The sequence below is a fragment of the Variovorax sp. AB1(2024) genome (assembly GCF_037482385.2).
Classification (GTDB): Bacteria; Pseudomonadota; Gammaproteobacteria; order Burkholderiales; family Burkholderiaceae_C; genus Variovorax.
The window spans coordinates 1,741,911-1,759,448 of record NZ_JBBHKP020000001.1 but is presented as its reverse complement, the minus strand read 5'-3'; the positions used below and the strand labels follow the sequence as shown (position 1 = coordinate 1,759,448).

General features: G+C 66.0%; 14 protein-coding genes. 13 read left to right on the top strand and 1 reads right to left on the bottom strand.

Going from position 1 to position 17,538, the window contains the following annotated elements; translation table 11 throughout:
* Window positions 1-46 precede the first annotated feature (46 nt).
* The 10 genes from WIX39_RS08235 to WIX39_RS08190 all read left to right on the top strand — a co-directional run bounded on the left by WIX39_RS08235 (window position 47) and on the right by WIX39_RS08190 (window position 14,096).
* On the top strand, window positions 47-1,999 hold the full coding sequence (locus WIX39_RS08235; RefSeq protein WP_409194854.1) for an acyl-CoA synthetase: 1,953 nt from the start codon (window positions 47-49) through the stop codon (window positions 1,997-1,999).
* A gap of 35 nt (window positions 2,000-2,034) precedes the next feature.
* Window positions 2,035-3,036 (top strand): Bug family tripartite tricarboxylate transporter substrate binding protein, encoded by a 1,002-nt coding sequence (locus WIX39_RS08230; protein WP_285413559.1) that lies wholly within the window; start codon window positions 2,035-2,037, stop codon window positions 3,034-3,036.
* A 46-nt stretch (window positions 3,037-3,082) separates the two neighbouring features.
* Complete coding sequence (locus tag WIX39_RS08225; RefSeq protein ID WP_106935764.1) at window positions 3,083-3,832, top strand: electron transfer flavoprotein subunit beta/FixA family protein; 750 nt, start codon at window positions 3,083-3,085, stop codon at window positions 3,830-3,832.
* 14 nt (window positions 3,833-3,846) lie between these two features.
* Entirely contained in the window at window positions 3,847-4,779 is a 933-nt protein-coding gene (locus WIX39_RS08220; protein WP_409194853.1) for an electron transfer flavoprotein subunit alpha/FixB family protein, read from the top strand.
* A gap of 18 nt (window positions 4,780-4,797) precedes the next feature.
* Window positions 4,798-5,769 carry an NAD(P)H-dependent flavin oxidoreductase gene (locus tag WIX39_RS08215; protein ID WP_205367801.1) on the top strand — a complete coding sequence of 324 codons (972 nt, stop codon included), beginning with the start codon at window positions 4,798-4,800 and terminating at the stop codon, window positions 5,767-5,769.
* 1,099 nt (window positions 5,770-6,868) lie between these two features.
* Entirely contained in the window at window positions 6,869-7,909 is a 1,041-nt protein-coding gene (locus WIX39_RS08210) for an AAA family ATPase (RefSeq protein WP_409194852.1), read from the top strand.
* Window positions 7,887-10,421 (top strand): S8 family peptidase, encoded by a 2,535-nt coding sequence (locus WIX39_RS08205; RefSeq protein WP_409194851.1) that lies wholly within the window; start codon window positions 7,887-7,889, stop codon window positions 10,419-10,421. Before WIX39_RS08210 ends, WIX39_RS08205 begins: the two co-directional genes overlap by 23 nt.
* Before the next feature lie 446 nt (window positions 10,422-10,867).
* Window positions 10,868-11,431 (top strand): TRAP transporter small permease, encoded by a 564-nt coding sequence (locus WIX39_RS08200; protein ID WP_081268393.1) that lies wholly within the window; start codon window positions 10,868-10,870, stop codon window positions 11,429-11,431.
* A complete protein-coding gene (locus WIX39_RS08195) occupies window positions 11,428-12,726 on the top strand; it encodes a TRAP transporter large permease (protein WP_106935776.1) in 1,299 nt (432 codons plus the stop codon). Before WIX39_RS08200 ends, WIX39_RS08195 begins: the two co-directional genes overlap by 4 nt.
* Before the next feature lie 332 nt (window positions 12,727-13,058).
* Window positions 13,059-14,096 (top strand): DctP family TRAP transporter solute-binding subunit, encoded by a 1,038-nt coding sequence (locus WIX39_RS08190; RefSeq protein WP_081268391.1) that lies wholly within the window; start codon window positions 13,059-13,061, stop codon window positions 14,094-14,096.
* A gap of 37 nt (window positions 14,097-14,133) precedes the next feature.
* Here the strand turns inward: WIX39_RS08190 and WIX39_RS08185 are convergent, their stop codons facing one another.
* The gene (locus WIX39_RS08185) at window positions 14,134-15,099 is read right to left on the bottom strand and encodes a GlxA family transcriptional regulator (protein ID WP_409194850.1); all 966 of its coding nucleotides are present in this window, start codon (window positions 15,097-15,099) and stop codon (window positions 14,134-14,136) included.
* Between the two features lie 80 nt (window positions 15,100-15,179).
* Between WIX39_RS08185 and WIX39_RS08180 the strand changes: the two genes are divergently transcribed.
* From WIX39_RS08180 to WIX39_RS08170, 3 genes are all read left to right on the top strand, one after another.
* Window positions 15,180-15,641, top strand: a complete 462-nt coding sequence (locus tag WIX39_RS08180; protein ID WP_106935779.1) for a tautomerase family protein — start codon at window positions 15,180-15,182, stop codon at window positions 15,639-15,641.
* A gap of 17 nt (window positions 15,642-15,658) precedes the next feature.
* Window positions 15,659-16,486, top strand: a complete 828-nt coding sequence (locus WIX39_RS08175; RefSeq protein WP_409194849.1) for a dienelactone hydrolase family protein — start codon at window positions 15,659-15,661, stop codon at window positions 16,484-16,486.
* 69 nt (window positions 16,487-16,555) lie between these two features.
* The gene (locus WIX39_RS08170) at window positions 16,556-17,533 is read left to right on the top strand and encodes a nucleoside hydrolase (protein WP_409194848.1); all 978 of its coding nucleotides are present in this window, start codon (window positions 16,556-16,558) and stop codon (window positions 17,531-17,533) included.
* Window positions 17,534-17,538 lie beyond the last annotated feature (5 nt).

Genomic DNA, 17,538 nt, shown 5'->3' with positions numbered 1-17,538 from the left:
GGCCGGCAGGGCCCGGCACCGCGGCGGCACCAAGGAGACAAAAGACATGACAGGCAAGCACGAAAACAACTACGGCACCCCGGTCGGCGCACCGTTTCGCCCGGCCCTTCCCGTGCGCAGCCTCGCGGACATCCGCAAGCTCGAAGAAACGCCGCTCGCGCAGGCGCTCACGGTGCGCAGCACCTACGAGATCTTCCGCAACGCCGGCCATGCCTTCGGCGGCAAGACGGCGCTGACCTTCCTGCGCACCGGCAACCCGGCCGACGAACCCATCCGCTGGTCGTATGCCGAACTGCTCGCGCGCATCCACCAGACCGCGAACATGCTGCACACGCTGGGCGTGGGCCCGCAGGACGCCGTGGCCGTGCTGCTGCCCGGCTGCCTGGAGTACCACCTGGCGCTGTGGGGCGGCGAGGCGGCCGGCATCGTGCAGCCGCTGAACCCGCTGCTCACCGACGAGAAGCTGGTGGCGCTGATGACCGCCGCGCGCGCCAAGGTGCTGATCGCCTACGGCTCGGACAGCGAATCGGGCATGTGGTCGAAGGCCATGCGCCTGCGCGGCCAGGTGCCCACGCTGACCACGGTGCTGCGCGTGGCGCCGCATGACGAGGCGCCGGGCGCGGCCGGAGCAATGCCCGAGGGCGTGGCCGAATTCGACGTGCTGCGCGCCGCGCAACCCGACGACCACCTGGTTAGCGGCCGCGACATCGCGCCGACCGACATCGCCGCGTACTTCCACACCGGCGGTACCACCGGCGCACCCAAGCTCGCGCGCCACAGCCACGGCGCGCAGGTGTTCACCGCCTGGGCCAGCGTGCAGGTCGCGGGCATGAACGAGCAGGGCATCTCCATCAACGGCTACCCGCTGTTCCATGTGGCGGGCGTGCTGCCGGCTTCGCTGTCGTCGCTGTCGGCCGGCGTGGAAGTGATCATTCCCACCACCTCGCTGCTGCGCAACAAGGAGGTGCTGGCCAACTACTGGAAGCTGGTGGCCCGCTACCGCCCCACCTCGCTGTCTGCCGTGCCCACGGTGCTCGCGGCGCTGGCCAACGTGCCGCTGGACGGCGCCGACATTTCATCCATCACTTACTGCCGCACCGGCGCCGCCGTGCTCGCGCCCGAGCTGGCCGCGCGCTTCGAGCGCCTCTTCGGCCTGCACGTGCATGAAAGCCTGGGCATGACCGAGATGGCCGGCATCTCGACCATCACGCCGCCCGGCGTGAACGGGCCCGCGGGCTGCGTCGGTTTTCGGCTGCCGTACATGCAGATGCGCGTGGTGGCGCTCGACGAGAACGGCAACGCCACCGACCGCGAGATGCCGCCCGGCGAACAGGGCATGGTGCTGTTCAAGTCGCCCAACGTGTTCTCGGGCTTCGTGGACCCGGCCGACAACGCCAAGGCATTCACTGCCGATGGCTGGCTCGCCACCGGCGACCTGGGCTGGATCGACAGCGAGGAGCGGCTCAACCTCACGGGCCGCTCGAAGGACCTGATCATCCGCAGCGGCCACAACATCGACCCCAAGACCATCGAGGACGCGCTGGGCGCCCACCCAGCCGTGCAGCTGTGCGCCGCCGTGGGCGCGCCTGATGCCTACGCAGGCGAGCTGCCGGTGATCTTCGCGACGCTGGTGCCCGGCGCATCGGCAACCGAAGAAGAACTGCTGGCCTTCACCGCCGCGCGCGTGGACGAAGCGCCCGCGCGGCCCAAGTGGGTGTCGGTGATCGAGACCATGCCGATGACCAACGTCGGAAAAATCTACAAGCCCGAACTGCGCGCAATGGCCGCGCGGCACGTGGTGGCCGCGACGGTGGCCGAGGCCTGCGCCGCGCTCGGCGTGCCGGAGGCGGCGCGCCCGGTGGTGAAGACCGAAGGCGAGAGCCTGGTGCGCGTGCTGGTCGACGAGGCAGTGGCCGGCGCGCTCGCCGCGCCGCTGCGCGAGCGGCTGCAGGCGGCGCTGGAGCCGCTGCCCTTCAAGACGCGCATCGCGTCGCAATGACCCCTTTCAAAACCAAGACCGAGAGACAGAGACAAGTGACGACCTTCCGCCTTCCGACCCGCCGCGCCCTGCTGTGCGCCGCCGCTTCCGCCGCCACGCTGTGCGCGCTGCCCCACGCGCAAGCACAGGGCACGTACCCGAACAAGCCGATCCGCATGGTCGTTCCCTTCGCCGCGGGCGGCGCCACCGACGTGCTGGCGCGCGTGATCGGCCAGAAGATGTCGGCCGGCATGGGCCAGCCCGTCGTCATCGACAACAAGCCGGGCGCGGCCGGCATCATCGGCACCGACGCCGTCGCCAAGTCGCCGGCCGACGGCTACACCATCGTGCTGGGCCTGAGCAACTCGCTCATGACCAACGAGTTCCTCTACGACAAGCTGCCCTACGACACGCAGCGCGACCTCACGCTGGTCTACCAGATCGCGATGGCGCCGCTGGTGCTGGTGGTGCACCCGAGCGTGCCGGTGAAGACCGGGCCCGAGCTGCTGAAGTACGTCACCGCCAACAAGGGCAAGGTGGCCTACGGCTCCTACGGCGTGGGCGCATACCCGCACCTGGCCGGCGCGCACATGAGCCTTGCCACGCACGCCGACATGAACCACGTCGCCTACAAGGGCGAGGCGCCGATGATGCAGGACCTGATCGGCGGCCAGATCCAGATGGCCTACGCCAGCGCGCTGGTGGCCAAGCCGCACATCGACTCCGGGAAGATCCGCGCCATCGGCGTGAGCGGCGAGCGCCGCATGAGCACCCTGCCCGACGTGCCCACGCTGGCCGAGCAGGGCCTGAAGGACGAGGCCTACCGCGTGACCGGCTGGCTCGCCATCGCGGTGCCCGCCAGGACGCCCAAGCCCATCGTGGACCGCATCGCCGAAGAAGTGCGCAAGGCCACGCAGCAGCCCGACGTGCGCGAGCGCGTGGCGGCCATGGGCTTCGAGATCAAGGACAGCTCGCCCGAGCTCTTCGCCACCGCCTGGAAGGCGGAGCGCCCGGTGTGGGAGCGGCTCATCAAGCAGTCGGGCGCCAAGCTCGAGTAACCCATTCATTCGTTCATTCATTTCTTCGTCATTCAAAGGAACAGCCATGAAGGTTCTGGTACCTGTCAAACGGGTCGTCGATTACAACGTGAAGGTGCGCGTGAAGAGCGACGGCACCGGGGTGGACATTGCCAACGTCAAGATGAGCATGAACCCCTTCGACGAGATCGCTGTCGAAGAGGCCGTGCGCCTGAAGGAAAAGGGCGTGGTCACCGAAGTGATCGCCGTCTCCTGCGGTGACGCCAAGTGCCAGGAAACCCTGCGCACCGCGATGGCCATCGGCGCCGACCGCGGCATCCTGGTCGAGACCACCGAAGAGCTGCAGCCCCTGGCCGTCGCCAAGCTGCTGAAGGCGCTGGTCGACAAGGAACAGCCCCAGCTGATCATCCTGGGCAAGCAGGCCATCGACGACGACGCCAACCAGACCGGCCAGATGCTGGCTGCACTGGCCGACCTGCCACAAGCCACCTTCGCCTCCAAGGTCGAAGTCGCCGGCGACAAGGCCACCGTGACGCGCGAAGTCGACGGCGGCCTGGAGACCATCTCCCTGAGCCTGCCCGCAGTCATCACCACCGACCTGCGCCTGAACGAGCCGCGCTACGTGACGCTGCCGAACATCATGAAGGCCAAGAAGAAGCAGCTGGACACGGTCAAGCCCGAAGACCTGGGCGTCGATGTGAAGCCGCGCCTGAAGACCCTGAAGGTCGCGGAGCCGCCAAAGCGCGGTGCCGGCATCAAGGTGCCCGACGTTGCAACGCTGGTGGACAAGCTGAAGAACGAAGCCAAAGTGATCTGAGGAAGAAAAAGAACATGACCGCACTCGTCATTGCAGAACACGACCACGCCAGCATCAAGCCGGCGACCCTCAACACCGTGACCGCAGCGCTGGCTTGCGGCGGCGATGTCCACGTGCTGGTGGCTGGCGCCAATGCCGCCGAAGCCGCCAAGGCAGCCGCCCAGATCGCAGGCGTGACCAAGGTCATCGCGGCAGACAGCCCCAGCCTGGCCGAGAACCTCGCCGAGAACGTCGCAGCCCAGGTGCTGGCGATCGCATCCAACTACAGCCACATCCTGTTCCCCTCGACCGCCAACGGCAAGAACGTCGCACCGCGCGTGGCCGCCAAGCTCGACGTGGCGCAGATCAGCGACATCACCAAGGTCGACAGCCCCGACACCTTCGAGCGCCCGATCTACGCAGGCAATGCGATCGCCACGGTGCAGAGCAGCGACGCCACCAAGGTGATCACGGTTCGCACGACCGGCTTCGACGCAGCCGCCGCCACCGGTGGCAGCGCAACCGTCGAAACCGCTGAAGGCGTGGCCGACAGCGGCAAGAGCAGCTTCGTGGGCCGTGAAGTGACCAAGAGCGACCGCCCCGAACTGACCGCCGCCAAGATCATCGTCTCCGGTGGCCGTGCGCTGGGCAGCGCAGAGAAGTTCACCGAAGTGATGACGCCGCTGGCCGACAAGCTGAACGCGGGCCTGGGCGCCAGCCGCGCAGCCGTCGACGCAGGCTACGCACCGAACGACTGGCAAGTGGGCCAGACGGGCAAGATCGTCGCGCCGCAGCTGTACATCGCGGCGGGCATCTCGGGCGCGATCCAGCATCTGGCCGGCATGAAGGACTCGAAGGTCATCGTCGCGATCAACAAGGACGAAGAGGCACCGATCTTCTCGGTGGCCGACTACGGCCTGGTGGCCGACCTGTTCGTGGCAGTGCCGGAACTGGTGAAGGCGCTGTAAGAAAGAGGCCGCCGCAAGATGAAGACCCGCATCACCGAACTGCTCGGCATTCGCTACCCCATCATCCAGGGCGGCATGCAATGGGTGGGCCGTGCCGAGCTGGCCGCGGCCGTGTCGAACGCCGGCGGCCTGGGCATCGTGACCGCGCTCACGCAGCCCACGCCCGACGACCTGCGCAACGAGATCGCGCGCACGCGCACGCTCACGGACAAGCCCTTCGGCGTGAACCTCACGATCCTGCCGGCGGTGAAGCCGCCGCCGTACGCGGAGTACGTGCAGGCGATCATCGACAGCGGCGTGAAGATCGTGGAGACCGCGGGCAACAGCCCGAAGGATTTCATCGAGGCGCTGAAGCGGCATGACGTGAAGATCGTGCACAAGTGCACGTCGGTGCGCCATGCGTTGTCGGCGGAGCGCAATGGCGTGGACGCGGTGTCGGTGGACGGCTTCGAATGCGCGGGCCATCCCGGCGAAGACGACGTGCCCGGCCTGGTGCTGCTGCCGATTGCGGCGCGCAAGCTGCGCATTCCGATCATCGCGTCGGGCGGTATCGCAGACGGTCGCGGCATGGCCGCGGCGCTGGCGCTGGGCGCCGAGGGCATCAACATGGGCACGCGCTTCTGCGTGACGAAGGAAGCGCCCATTCACGACAACATCAAGCAGGCGCTGGTGGACGCGACCGAGCGCGACACGAAGCTGATGTTCCGCACCATGCGCAACACCGCGCGCGTGTTCCGCAACGCGATTTCCGAAGAGGTGGTGGCCACGGAGAACCGGCCCGGCGGTTGCGAGTTCGAGGAAGTGCGCCCACTGGTGGCCGGCGCGCGCGGCCGTGCGGCGCTGGAGTCTGGCGAGGTGCAGAACGGAGTGGTGTCGGCGGGGCAGTGCATCGGGCTGATCGACGACATTCCTACCTGCGCCGAACTGCTGGAGCGCATGGTGCGTGAGTGCCGGGAGCATCTGGAGCGGGCGCGGTCCTTGATGGGCTGATTCCGTTCGGCTTGCATCGGGGGGCGCTCACGCCGACGGGGTACCTTGCTCCGCGAATGTCCCCCGGCCTTCGGCCTCCTCCTTTATTTCGCTGCGCAAGGCACCCCGCCGGCGTGAGCGTTCAGTGCTGCTGTGGAAGCTGCATTTGTTGGCGCTCTGCGGGACTTCTTGCCGCATCAACCGGCTACTTCGCCGGGTTCTTCTCTAGAGTGAATGCCCCTGTCACTCCACACCCCACCAAGGGAAGCAACACACCCCACCACTTAGATGCTTGAAGGCTGCTTGCCTCGCGGCAGGTCGTCGGTGCGAAAGCACTGATGCACATGCGAGGTATCAAAAGGCGACGGCCGAGGTGTTCTCAGCACCCCGACCGTCTAACCAAGTTCGTGCACTTGCCTTGGAAGGAACCGCACAAAAATGGCTACCAAGACTATAGCCCGGCCTCGCACGCCGGTAGCTTCCGAAGACAACGCCCAAGATGCGGCGGATCTTCTTGAAAACACCCTCTCTCAACTCGAAGCTCTACTGTGGGTCTGCCACGGGGAAGACATCGACTGGTGCAGCGGGGATGGGCCTCGACGACTGGACAACCTGCTTTGGCTTGCGGCTGAGCTGGCTAGCAAGGCGGGGGAGTTGTTTCAGGTGAGCGAGATGGCGCGGCGTGGGGCGCTTGAGACTGGCGGTTAGCGACTTCTCCGCGGGCTGCGGATTTCGCGGCCCGCTTGAAGCGTTCGTATCGAGGGGAATTCGGTTCGGTTGAGGTTTGTGGGGTAGGCCTCAGTGGCAGCTATGCGTTCCATGCTGATCGCCGGCAGACGATGCGAGCATCGGCTTTGTAGCGGTTGCCGTCATTCGCGCTGACGAAATTGACGCGTCAAAGCTGCCGCTCATCGTTCGAGTGGCTGAATGATGGGATGAGTTCCGTTCGTCTGCCGTTCAAGATCGCGGCGCTGGATTCCATGAGGTGATCCTTTGCGGGCTGAGAGATAGCTCACGACCGGGTTTGAAATCGCGAGATTGGGTCGACCCTCTGAGGTTCGGTGGGTTCCCAAGCGATAATGGCCTCGCGCAGCAACTTCAACGATTCCTGACGTCCACCGTGGCTAGCTCCGAACAGCTCAAGGCTCTCATCAAGTCGCACATCAGTCGCGACGATGGACACTTTTTGTCTGTAGCGATGCAGGTCGCTGCGCATGAAGCCAAGCTGGGTCACGGCAAGCTGGCAGCGGAACTGCGCGAGATGATCGATGCCGCCAAGAGCCGCATTGGTCAAGATTCGACCGGCAAGCTCGTCGCCATCGGAAGTATTGCCAAGCCGCGTGGGGAACTAGCGAACCTGCTTACGGTGAGCCACCCGGCGAACCGGCTGGGGGACATGGTCCTCGACGAAGTGGCTTCAAACCAGCTTCAGCGGGTGCTCAATGAGCAGCGGCAACTGGCGCGGATCAAGGAGCATGGGCTCTCGCCGCGCCGCAAGCTATTGCTTGTGGGGCCGCCGGGTACAGGCAAGACGATGACCGCCGCCGCCTTGGCCGGCGAACTTGGCATCCCGCTCTTCTTGGTACGGCTTGACTCCCTGATCACCAAATTCATGGGCGAAACCGCCGCGAAGCTGCGGCAAGTTTTCGACGCGATAACCGACATTCGAGGGGTTTACTTCTTCGACGAGTTTGACGCCATCGGATCGCAGCGCGGACAAGCCAACGACGTGGGCGAGATTCGTCGTGTCCTAAACAGCTTCCTGCAGATGATCGAACACGATCAGTCGAACAGTCTGATCATCGCGGCAACGAACCACCCCGAAGTTCTCGATTACGCGCTGTTCAGACGATTCGATGACGTGGTGGAGTATCACCTACCCACGTCCGAACAGGCACTGGCACTAATTCGCTCTCGTCTCGGTTACTTCGCTCCCAAGCCCTTCAAGAAGGATGGTCTGGTTGAGCAAACCGAGGGCTTGAGCTACGCAGAGATATGTCGTGCGGTAGACGCTTCCATCAAGGACGCGATCATGCATGATCAGACGAAAGTGCAACGAGCCGAGTTGGGGCGTGCGTTAGAGGAACGCCGCCTCATCAGTACAAAGCTCGCAAAGAACAGTCTGCACGCGTCAAATCATGCCGGACCAAATACCCGATAAGCAACCGCATCTCGTACTGCAGAACACGTCCGAGGCAAAGCCCTTCAAGGCTCATTCTCCGAAGGGCGGCACGAAGGCGACATTGCCGCAGCTCGATCGAGCACAACATGGCGCTGCCCTGCGTGGCCAACTGCAGGCCTTACAGCCGCTGGCCGACACGGCACGGCAACGCCAAGAGGAGCTCGGACTCGAAGCCGGTCTCGGCCTCCAAATCCAATTTGTCTCCAGACCGGACGCCGAATTGGCGTTCGAGCGTCTGGCTGCGGAAGGCAAAGGCAAGGGCATTGAGCTTCTCAGCGTGCAGGAGCGCGAAAACAAGGCCGTACTCGCCAACGTGTTCGTGCCCCACGGCCAGCTTCAGCACTTTGAGCGCCTAGTCACAGAGTACCTCGAAGAAAAGACGGATCGCAACGGCAACCCTAGAGACAACAAAAAGCTGCTGAACACCATCGGCAGTATTCGGGCAGCAGCCATCCAAGGACTGTGGACTGACTCGCCCGACCTGCTGCCCGCCAATCACGAAGAGGCATTCTGGTGGGAAGTTTGGGTGCGGCGCGGCAGGGATGCTGACGTGTCTGCCGTGGATGACTTCCGTCGTTTGGCAGCGATGTCGCAGTGCCAAGTGAGCGATGCTGTGGTTGATTTCCCAGAGCGATCTGTAGTCGTGATGTACGGATCGCAGCAGCAGCTTTCCCAGTCTGTGATGGCGCTCAACTGCGTTGCCGAGCTACGGCGAGCCAAAGACACCGCGGAGTTCTTCGTTGGCATGGGCGGCGCCGAGCAGCAACAGTGGAGTGCCGACTTGATGGTCCGCCTTCAGCCGCCGGGGGCGGGCGACGAGGTCCCGCGCGTCTGCCTACTTGACTCTGGCGTTAATCGCAGCCACCCGCTGTTGGCGCCGTTGATGGACCCCGCCGACCTGCACACCGTCAATGCGGTGTGGGGGACGGACGACATGGCGAACCATGGCACCGGACTGGCCGGCTTAGTTGGCTACGGTGACATGCATGCAGCGCTGGCATCGAACGGTCCGATCGCTGTTTCTCATCGCATCGAGTCCGTTAAGCTGACGCCAAACCAAGGCGCAAATGTAGGTGACGACAAGCACCACGCGCGCCTGTTCCTAGACGGCGTCACCACCCCTGAAGCGCAGTTTGGTCAAAGAAGGCGCGTCTTCTCATCAGCCGTGACGGCGTCCGATTACCGGGATTTCGGCCGCCCATCGGCATGGTCATCGACTGTCGACTCGCTGGCGTCTGACGACATTGGCGAGGGAGCCTTTCCTCGCCTCTTTGTCCTGTCAGCAGGCAACACTAATGACCGAGCACACTGGGCCCAGTACCCCAACAGCCTGTCCCTTAACCTGGTCCACGACCCCGGTCAGTCCTGGAACGCACTGACGGTCGGCGCCTTCACCGAAAAGACTGCCATTACCGAGCCAGGGGCGGCGCATTTCACTCCAGTCGCGGCGAGCGGAGCGTTAAGCCCGTTCACGTCGAGTTCGTCAGGATGGAACGAGCGCGCTTGGCCTCTCAAGCCCGATGTCGTGTTCGAGGGTGGGAACGCTGCCACCGACGGCGTGAACACTGACAACTTCGCCAGCCTCGAACTGCTCACCACGAACAACCGCCCCCTGGCGCGTTTTTTCTGGACCACAAATGCCACCAGCGCCGCGTCGGCACTGTGCTCGCGAATGGCGGCCCAGATCATGGCGGCCTACCCAGCGCTGCGGCCAGAGACCGTGCGTGCCCTGATAGTGAACTCGGCCGATTGGACCGAACCGATGCTGCAGATGTACCCGCCGAGCGGTGCCCGGCGCACGAAGCAGGAGTACGCCACATTAGTTCGCCACTGCGGGTGGGGGGCACCTAGCCTGGAACGGGCACTGTGGAGCGCTGGAAACTCGCTGTCGTTAGTGGTTGAAGACGTGGTGCACCCGTACAAGAAGGAAGGGAGTGTCATCAAGTCCCGAGACATGAACTTTCACTCCTTACCTTGGCCCAAAGAGCAGTTGGAGGCGCTGCAGAACACGCAGGTCGAGATGCGGGTGACGCTGTCATACTTCGTCGAGCCCAATCCCTCTGCCCGTGGCAGCTCGTCCAAATATCATTACCCATCGCATCGCCTGCGCTTTGCTGTACGTCGGCCCCTCGAAACGGTCGAAGACTTTCAGGCGCGCATCAACGCGGCCGCAATGCGTGAGGAAGCCGGACGCGCTGCACCGCCTGCCGATTCCAACTGGGTCCTAGGCGAAAACTTTAGACATCGCGGTTCGCTACACCAGGACATCTGGCGCGGCAACGCTGCCGACCTTGCCAGCCGAGGCTTTATAGCGGTGTATCCGTCCAATGGCTGGTGGCGCACACGTCCCGCGCAAGAGCGGTACGACTTGCCGGCCAAATACAGCCTGATCATCACGATCCGCGCGCCCGAAACGATCGTGGACCTGTACACCCCAATCGCCCAACAGGTGGCGGCACAGGTTGCTGTGCCAGTGGTTGTAAACACCTGAATCACCTGTGCGAGCGCGTGTCACTGCATGGCAGCGCGGCGACACCGCGAAACGGACCTTCTTGATCCTCCGCTTCCAGTCTGACGCGAACATTGAGCGCAGTCATACCAATGTCAACCGCAGACGACGCCAGCCCTCCTGACTTCTGCTTGTCCACCGCAGCGCTCGACCCGCCAACCTCACAACCGCCCTCCCCGTGCGCAGGGCGCCGGGTGCTCCCCGCAGCGAAATAAAGGAGGAGCCCGAAGGGCGGGGGACATTCGCGGAGGGGAGTACCCGGCGGCCTGCGCACACGCCCTGAAAAGGCAAGGCAGCTAAGGAAACCCCCGATACATGAGTGGTCATCGACCACCTAGCATCGACGGCTGTTTCCCTGTCGAGGTGTACGGAACGCGTCCCGGCGTCCGCCCGGTGACATGGCTTTTGGCCTCACTGACCTTCCTGCGATGACAACTCCACCCGAGTCCGGCCCCACGCTGGACGCCGCCAGCCCCATCCCCCCCGACATCGAAGCCGCCGACGAACCCACCAAGGTGCCACTGGCCATCGAAGACTGGCTCACCGTCATCATCATGGGCGCCCTGGCGCTCATCACCTTTGCCAACGTGCTGGTGCGCTACTTCACCGATTCGTCCTTCGCGTGGACCGAAGAGTTCTCGGTGTTCCTCATGATCATGCTGGCGCTGGTGGCCGGCTCGGCCGCCGTGGCGCGCGACCGGCATATTCGCATCGAGTACTTCTCCGAAAGCGGCTCGATGGCGCGGCGCAAGCGGCTCGCGCAGTTTGGCGCGCTGATGATCGCCATTCTGTTCACCCTCATCGGCGCGCTCAGCATCCGCATGGTGTGGGACGACTACCGCTTTGAAGAGACGACGCCCGGCATCGGGCTGCCCGCGTGGTGGTATTCGATCTGGCTGCCTATCGTGTCCTTCGCCATCGCGCTGCGCGCCATCGGCCTCATGGTCCGCCGCGGCCGCAAGAAAAACTACAAGTCAGAAGACACCAAGTGATCGCTACCCTGCTCTTTGTCGCCTTCGTCGTGATGATGCTGGTGGGCGTGCCCATCGGCGCCGCACTGGGCCTGGCGGGCGCCGCCTGCATCGCGCTGGCCAACAGCGACGCCCAGTGGTTCGGCCTGCTCGCCGTGCCGCAGAACTTCTATGCCGGCCTGGGCAAGTATCCGCTGCTGGCCATTCCGATGTTCGTGCTGGTCGGCTCCATCTTCGACCGCTCCGGCGTGGCGCTGCGCCTCGTCAACTTTGCCATTGCCATCGTGGGCCGCGGCCCCGGCATGCTGCCGCTGGTGGCCATTGCCGTGGCGATGTTCCTCGGCGGCATCTCCGGCTCCGGCCCGGCCAATGCGGCGGCCGTGGGCGCGGTGATGATCGCGGCCATGTCGCGCGCCGGCTACCCGGCGGCGTTCTCCGCCAGCGTGGTGGGCGCGGCGGCGGCCACCGACATCCTGATTCCGCCTTCGGTCGCGTTCATCGTGTATTCGGTGCTGGTGCCGGGCGCCTCGGTACCGGCGCTGTTTGCGGCCGGCATGATCCCGGGCGTGATGGCCGGCCTGGCGCTGATGATTCCGGCCGTGCTGCTGGCCCGCAAGCACAAGATGGGCGCGCTCGAATCCACGCTGCCGCGCCCGCCGTTCTGGAAGAGCTTTCGCGAAGCGACCTGGGGGCTGGCGGCGCCGGTGCTCATTCTGGGCGGCATGCGCGCCGGCTGGTTCACGCCGACCGAAGCGGCGGTGGTGGCGGTGTTCTACGGCCTGTTCGTGGGCATGTGCATTCACCGGACCATCAAGGTGCGCGACCTGTTCGTGATCTTGCGCGAGTCGGGCGAACTCTCTGCGGTGATTCTGCTGGTGGTGTCGCTGGCGGGCATCTTCGCGTATTCGCTGTCGACGCTGGGCGTTATCGACCCGGTGACGCGCGCCATCGTGAACTCGGGCCTGGGCGAGTACGGCATCCTGGCGCTGCTGATATTGCTGCTGATCACTGTCGGCATGTTCCTGGACGGCGTGTCGATTTTCCTGATCTTCGTGCCGCTGCTGCTGCCGATCGTGCAGTACTACAAGTGGGACCCGGTGTGGTTCGGCGTGATCCTCACGCTGAAGGTGGCGCTGGGCCAGTTCACGCCGCCGCTCGCGGTCAACCTGATGGTGTCGTGCCGCATCGCGAATGTGCGCATGGAAGAGACGGTGCGATGGGTGGGGTGGATGCTGTTCTCGATGTTCGTGGTGATGGTGCTGGTCATCGTCTTCCCGGAGCTGGCTTTGTGGTTGCCTCGCAAGTTGGGGTACTGATGTTTGTCTTGCGTGGCGGTCGCTGTTCAGGGCGCGCTCACGCCGACGGGGTACCTTGCTCCGCGAATGTCCCCCGCCCTTCGGGCTCCTCCTTTATTTCGCTGCGCAAGGCACCCCGCCGTCGTGAGCGTTGCGAAGAGCAGTCGTTGATCGGCCATGCACAAGCAGCGTGCCCTGTGCACAGGGCGTCGGGTGCTCCCGGCAGCGAAATAAAGGAGGAGGCCGCAGGCCGGGGGACATTCGCGGAGGGGAGTACCCGATGGCCTGTGCACGCGCCCTGAACAAATAGTTTTCGGTCCCAGTAAGTGTTTCGAACAATAAGGAGAGCTCTCATGAAATTCCGCCGCACCCTGCTCGGGCTCGCCGCAGCAGCCACCGCCCTCGGCATGTTCTCGACCGGCGCAATGGCGCAGGCCGCCTACAAGCCCGAGTACAAGATGTCCCTCGTGCTCGGCCCGCCCACCCCCTGGGGCCAGGCCGGGAAAATCTGGGCCGACATGGTCAAGGAGCGCACCCAGGGCCGCATCAACATCAAGCTCTACCCCGGCGTCTCGCTCATCCAGGGCGACCAGACCCGCGAGTTCAGCGCGCTGCGCCAGGGCGTCATCGACATGGCCGTCGGCTCCACCATCAACTGGTCGCCGCAGGTCAAGCAGCTCAACCTGTTCTCCATGCCCTTCCTGATGCCCGACTACGCGGCCATCGATGCGCTCACGCAGGGCGAGGTTGGCAAGGAAATGTTCAAGACCCTCGACAAGGCCGGCGTGGTGCCGCTCGCGTGGGGCGAAAACGGCTTCCGCGAAATCACCAACTCCAAGAAGCCCATCAGGTCGCCCGCCGACATCAAGGGCATGAAGATCCGCGTGGTCGGCTCGCCCATCTACTCCGACATGTTCACCGCGCTCGGCGCCAACCCCACGCAGATGAGCTGGGCCGACGCACAGCCGGCGCTCGCGAGCGGCGCGGTCGACGGCCAGGAGAACCCGCTGTTCCTGTTCACCGTGCTCAAGATGCAGACCGTGGGCCAGAAGTTCGTCACCACCTGGGGCTACGTGGCCGACCCGCTGGTGTTCGTGGTCAACAAGGAAATCTGGGCCTCGTGGACCCCGGCCGACCAGGCCATCGTGCGGCAGGCCGCGATCGACGCCGGCAAGGAAGAGATCGCCATCGCGCGCAAGGGCCTGGTGGAGGCCGACAAGCCGGTGCTGAAAGACATCGCGGGCATGGGCGTGACCGTGACCAGCCTCACGCCGGCGGAGCGCGAAGCCTTCGTGAAGGCGACGCGGCCGGTGTACGACAAGTGGAAGTCGACCGTGGGCACGGACCTGGTGGCGAAGGCCGAGCAGGCGATTGCCGCGCGCAAGAAGTAAGCGTAAAAAAAAACGAGGGGCGGTGGCCGCGGCCGCATCAGCTGCGATAGCGGCTCGGGTTGGCCCCCGCCATCTTCTTCATCAGGCGCCGCAACGCGGTGGCGTCCTGGTAGCCCACCGCGCCGGCCACCTGCTCGACCGTCATGCGGCTGGTTTCGAGCAGCGCACGGGCGCGCCGCAGCCGCACGCTCTGCACCAGCGCCTGCGTGCTCTTGCCGGTGGCCTTGCGGATGTGGCGTGACAGCGTGCGCTCCGACATGCAGAACTCGCGCGCCAGCGCACTGACGGCCGGTGCGTCTGGCAGCGCCGACTCGACGCGCGCGGCCAGCCGCGCCACCAGGTCGTTGCCGTTGGCCAGCACTTCCGGCACCACGAACGGCGCCTGTGCCTGGCGCCCATCGATCAGCAGCATGCGCGAGACCAGGTCGGTGAGCGCGCTGCCGCAGCGCTCGCGCAGCAGGTGCAGCATCAGGTCGGTCTGCGCGAACGCTGCGCCGGCCGTGACCACCGGGCCGTCGGCGCACACCATGCGGTCGGCATCGACGGTGCAGCCGGGCGCCATGCGCGCGAGCAGCGGCGCATACCACCACGAGGTGGTCGCGCGCCGGCCCTGAAGCAGCCCGGCCGCGTTGAGCAAAAACACGGCCGAGCACGAGGCCGCGACCTGCCCGCCGGCCTTTGCGTGCCGCACCAGGCCCGCGACCGCTTTGGCTGCGTCGTCGCTCTCGAGGCAGCGGCGGATGTCGCCCGGCGTGTTGAGGCCGAGCCCCGGCACCACCCATGTCGAGCGGTCGTCGCGCGGCCGTACGGGCAGGCGCGCGGTGTCGATGGTCATGCCGGCCTGCAGCGGCACCGGGCCGCCCTGCACCGAACACAGCCGCCATCGCGGCGGCGCCACGCCGGCACGCGGAGCCAGGGCCTGCGCGGCGCCGAGGATGTCGAGCGTGACCGCGACACTCGAATTGAAGGCGCCGGGCAGCACCAGGATCGTGAAGTCGTGCATTCTTGGGGCTGTCTGATTCAGCCTCTAAACAGTCAAATTGGACACTGCCATTCTGGCGGCGCGAAGGGCCCAATACAACCATGCCCAACATCCTCGTGAAGATTCCCCAAGGCGCCTTTCCCGGCGAGAGCCGCGCCACGCTGGTTCGCAAGATCAATGAAGCGGCCGCGGCCGTCGAGCAGATGCCGGACGAGCCCCGTGCGCGTTTCATGTGCTGGGTGCTGGTGGACGAGGTCGCTGCCGGCGGCTGGACCTGCGGCGGCGCCGACGCCACCGCGCAATACCTGCCGTGCATGGCGCGGGTGCTGCTGCCGGCCGGCGTGCTCGACGACGAATCGCGCAGCCTCTATGCCGCGCGCATGCATGCCGCCTTCGCAGAAGCCATGCCGGCGGACGACCGGCGGCGCCTCATGACCTCCGTGGTGCTCGACGAAGTGCCCGACGGCGCCTGGGGCGTGGGCGGCCAGATATGGACGCTGCCCGACTTCGCTCGCAACGCGGGCTATGCCCATCTGCAGCACCTGGCGCGCAGCCCTGCATGAGCAGCAAGGAGAAGCGCATGACGACGACGACCCGCCCCATGACCGAAGACGACCCGCTCGACGATTTCACCGCGCGCCGGATCACGCTCGACGGCGTCGGGAAGAAGGTCTACGTGCTCGGCGAAGGCCCGGCCGTGATCGTGATGACCGAGATGCCCGGCATCAGTCCGCATGTGGCGCGCTTTGCACGCTGGGTGCGCGACGCGGGCTTCACCGTCTACATGCCGTCGCTGTTCGGCCGCGACGGTGCCGTGCCCGGCGCGGAGGAAGGCGTGGCCGTGTTCAGGCGCGCTTGCGTGAGCGCGGAGTTCCGCGCCTTCGCCGCCAATGAATCGAGCCCGGTCACGCAATGGCTGCGCGCGCTCGCGCGGCTGGCGCATGCAGAGTGCGGCGGCCCCGGCGTGGGCGCCATCGGCATGTGCTTCACCGGCAACTTCGCGCTGTCGATGATGCTGGAGCCCGCGATGCTGGCGCCGGTGATGTGCCAGCCTTCGCTGCCGATGGACGACCCCGCCGCCACGAACATGGCGCCGGAGGAACTGGCCGCCGTGCGCGAGCGGCTGGAGCGCGAAGACCTCACGGTCATGGCCTACCGCTTCGAGGGCGACAAGCATTGCAGGGCGCAGCGCTTCGCGGCCTTTTCCGAAGCGCTGGGCGAGCGCTTCGTGGCCCGTGTGCTGCCGGACAGCGCGGCCAACACCGACACCCCGCCCTTCTTCGCGCAGGTGGTGGCGAGCCCGCACAGCGTGGTGACGGCGCACCTGATCGACGAGGCGGGCCAGCCGACGCTCGCTGCGCGCGACGAGATCCTGGCGTTCTTCGCTGGGCGGCTGCGGCAGGGCTGAGCGGCGCCCGCGCTCTGGCAGACTGGCGCCGCAGGGGCGCGCCGTTCGCGCCCGCCAGGAGCCCTTTTCATGCCGCCGCCGAATCCAGCAGACACCGCACACACCGAGCCTCACACGCTCATCATCGACACGGACCCTGGCGCCGACGACGTGATCGCGCTGCTCTTCGCAATGGCCGCGCCCGAGCGGCTGAACATCCAGGCGCTGACCACCGTGGCCGGCAACGTGCCGCTGGCCAAGACTTCGCGCAATGCGCGCCTGGCGTGCGAATGGGCCGGGCGGCCGGACATTGCGGTCTACGCGGGCGCGCAGCAGCCGCTGAAGCGCACGCCGATCTACGCAGCCAACATCCACGGGCGCGAAGGCCTCACCGGCGTCGACGTGTACGAGCCCGCGGCGCCGCTCGCGGAAGGCGGCGCGGTCGACTACCTCGTTCGCACCTTGCGCGCCGCGCCGGAGAAAAGCGTGACGCTGGCCATGCTCGGCCCGCAGACCAACCTCGCGCTGGCGCTGGAACAGGCACCCGACATCGTGCGCGGCCTGCGCGAACTGGTGCTGATGGCGGGCGCGCATTTCAACGGCGGCAACATCACGCCCGTGGCCGAGTTCAACGTGTTCGCCGACCCGCACGCGGCCGAGGCGGTGCTCCAAAGCGGCGTGCCCATCACCATGCTGCCGCTGGACGTGACGCACAAGATCCTCACGAGCGACGAGCGCATCGCGCGGCTGCGCAAGCTGGGCAACCGCGCCGGCGCGATCGTCGCGGACATCCTCGACGCCTACGCGCCGCAGGAAATGAAGCACTACGACATGCCCGGCGGACCGGTGCACGATGCCACGGTCACGGCCTACCTGCTGCAGCCTTCGCTGTTCAGGGGCCGGCGCATCCACGTGGAGATCGACAGCCGCGAGGGCATGGGCTTCGGGCAAACGGTGGCCGACTGGCATGGCAGCCTGCGCCGGCCGGCCAACGTGAACTGGATCATCGACGGCGATGCGCAGGGCTTCTTCGACCTGCTGACGGAACACATCGCGCGGCTGCCTTGAGTCCG

Coding starts and splice junctions, on each gene's coding strand:
- WIX39_RS08215 (WP_205367801.1), top strand. CDS start 4,798: ATGAAGACCCGCATCACCGAACTGCTCGGCATTCGCTACCCCATCATC.
- WIX39_RS08220 (WP_409194853.1), top strand. CDS start 3,847: ATGACCGCACTCGTCATTGCAGAACACGACCACGCCAGCATCAAGCCG.
- WIX39_RS08190 (WP_081268391.1), top strand. CDS start 13,059: ATGAAATTCCGCCGCACCCTGCTCGGGCTCGCCGCAGCAGCCACCGCC.
- WIX39_RS08200 (WP_081268393.1), top strand. CDS start 10,868: ATGACAACTCCACCCGAGTCCGGCCCCACGCTGGACGCCGCCAGCCCC.
- WIX39_RS08185 (WP_409194850.1), bottom strand. CDS start 15,099: ATGCACGACTTCACGATCCTGGTGCTGCCCGGCGCCTTCAATTCGAGT.
- WIX39_RS08205 (WP_409194851.1), top strand. CDS start 7,887: ATGCCGGACCAAATACCCGATAAGCAACCGCATCTCGTACTGCAGAAC.
- WIX39_RS08175 (WP_409194849.1), top strand. CDS start 15,659: ATGACGACGACGACCCGCCCCATGACCGAAGACGACCCGCTCGACGAT.
- WIX39_RS08225 (WP_106935764.1), top strand. CDS start 3,083: ATGAAGGTTCTGGTACCTGTCAAACGGGTCGTCGATTACAACGTGAAG.
- WIX39_RS08180 (WP_106935779.1), top strand. CDS start 15,180: ATGCCCAACATCCTCGTGAAGATTCCCCAAGGCGCCTTTCCCGGCGAG.
- WIX39_RS08170 (WP_409194848.1), top strand. CDS start 16,556: ATGCCGCCGCCGAATCCAGCAGACACCGCACACACCGAGCCTCACACG.
- WIX39_RS08235 (WP_409194854.1), top strand. CDS start 47: ATGACAGGCAAGCACGAAAACAACTACGGCACCCCGGTCGGCGCACCG.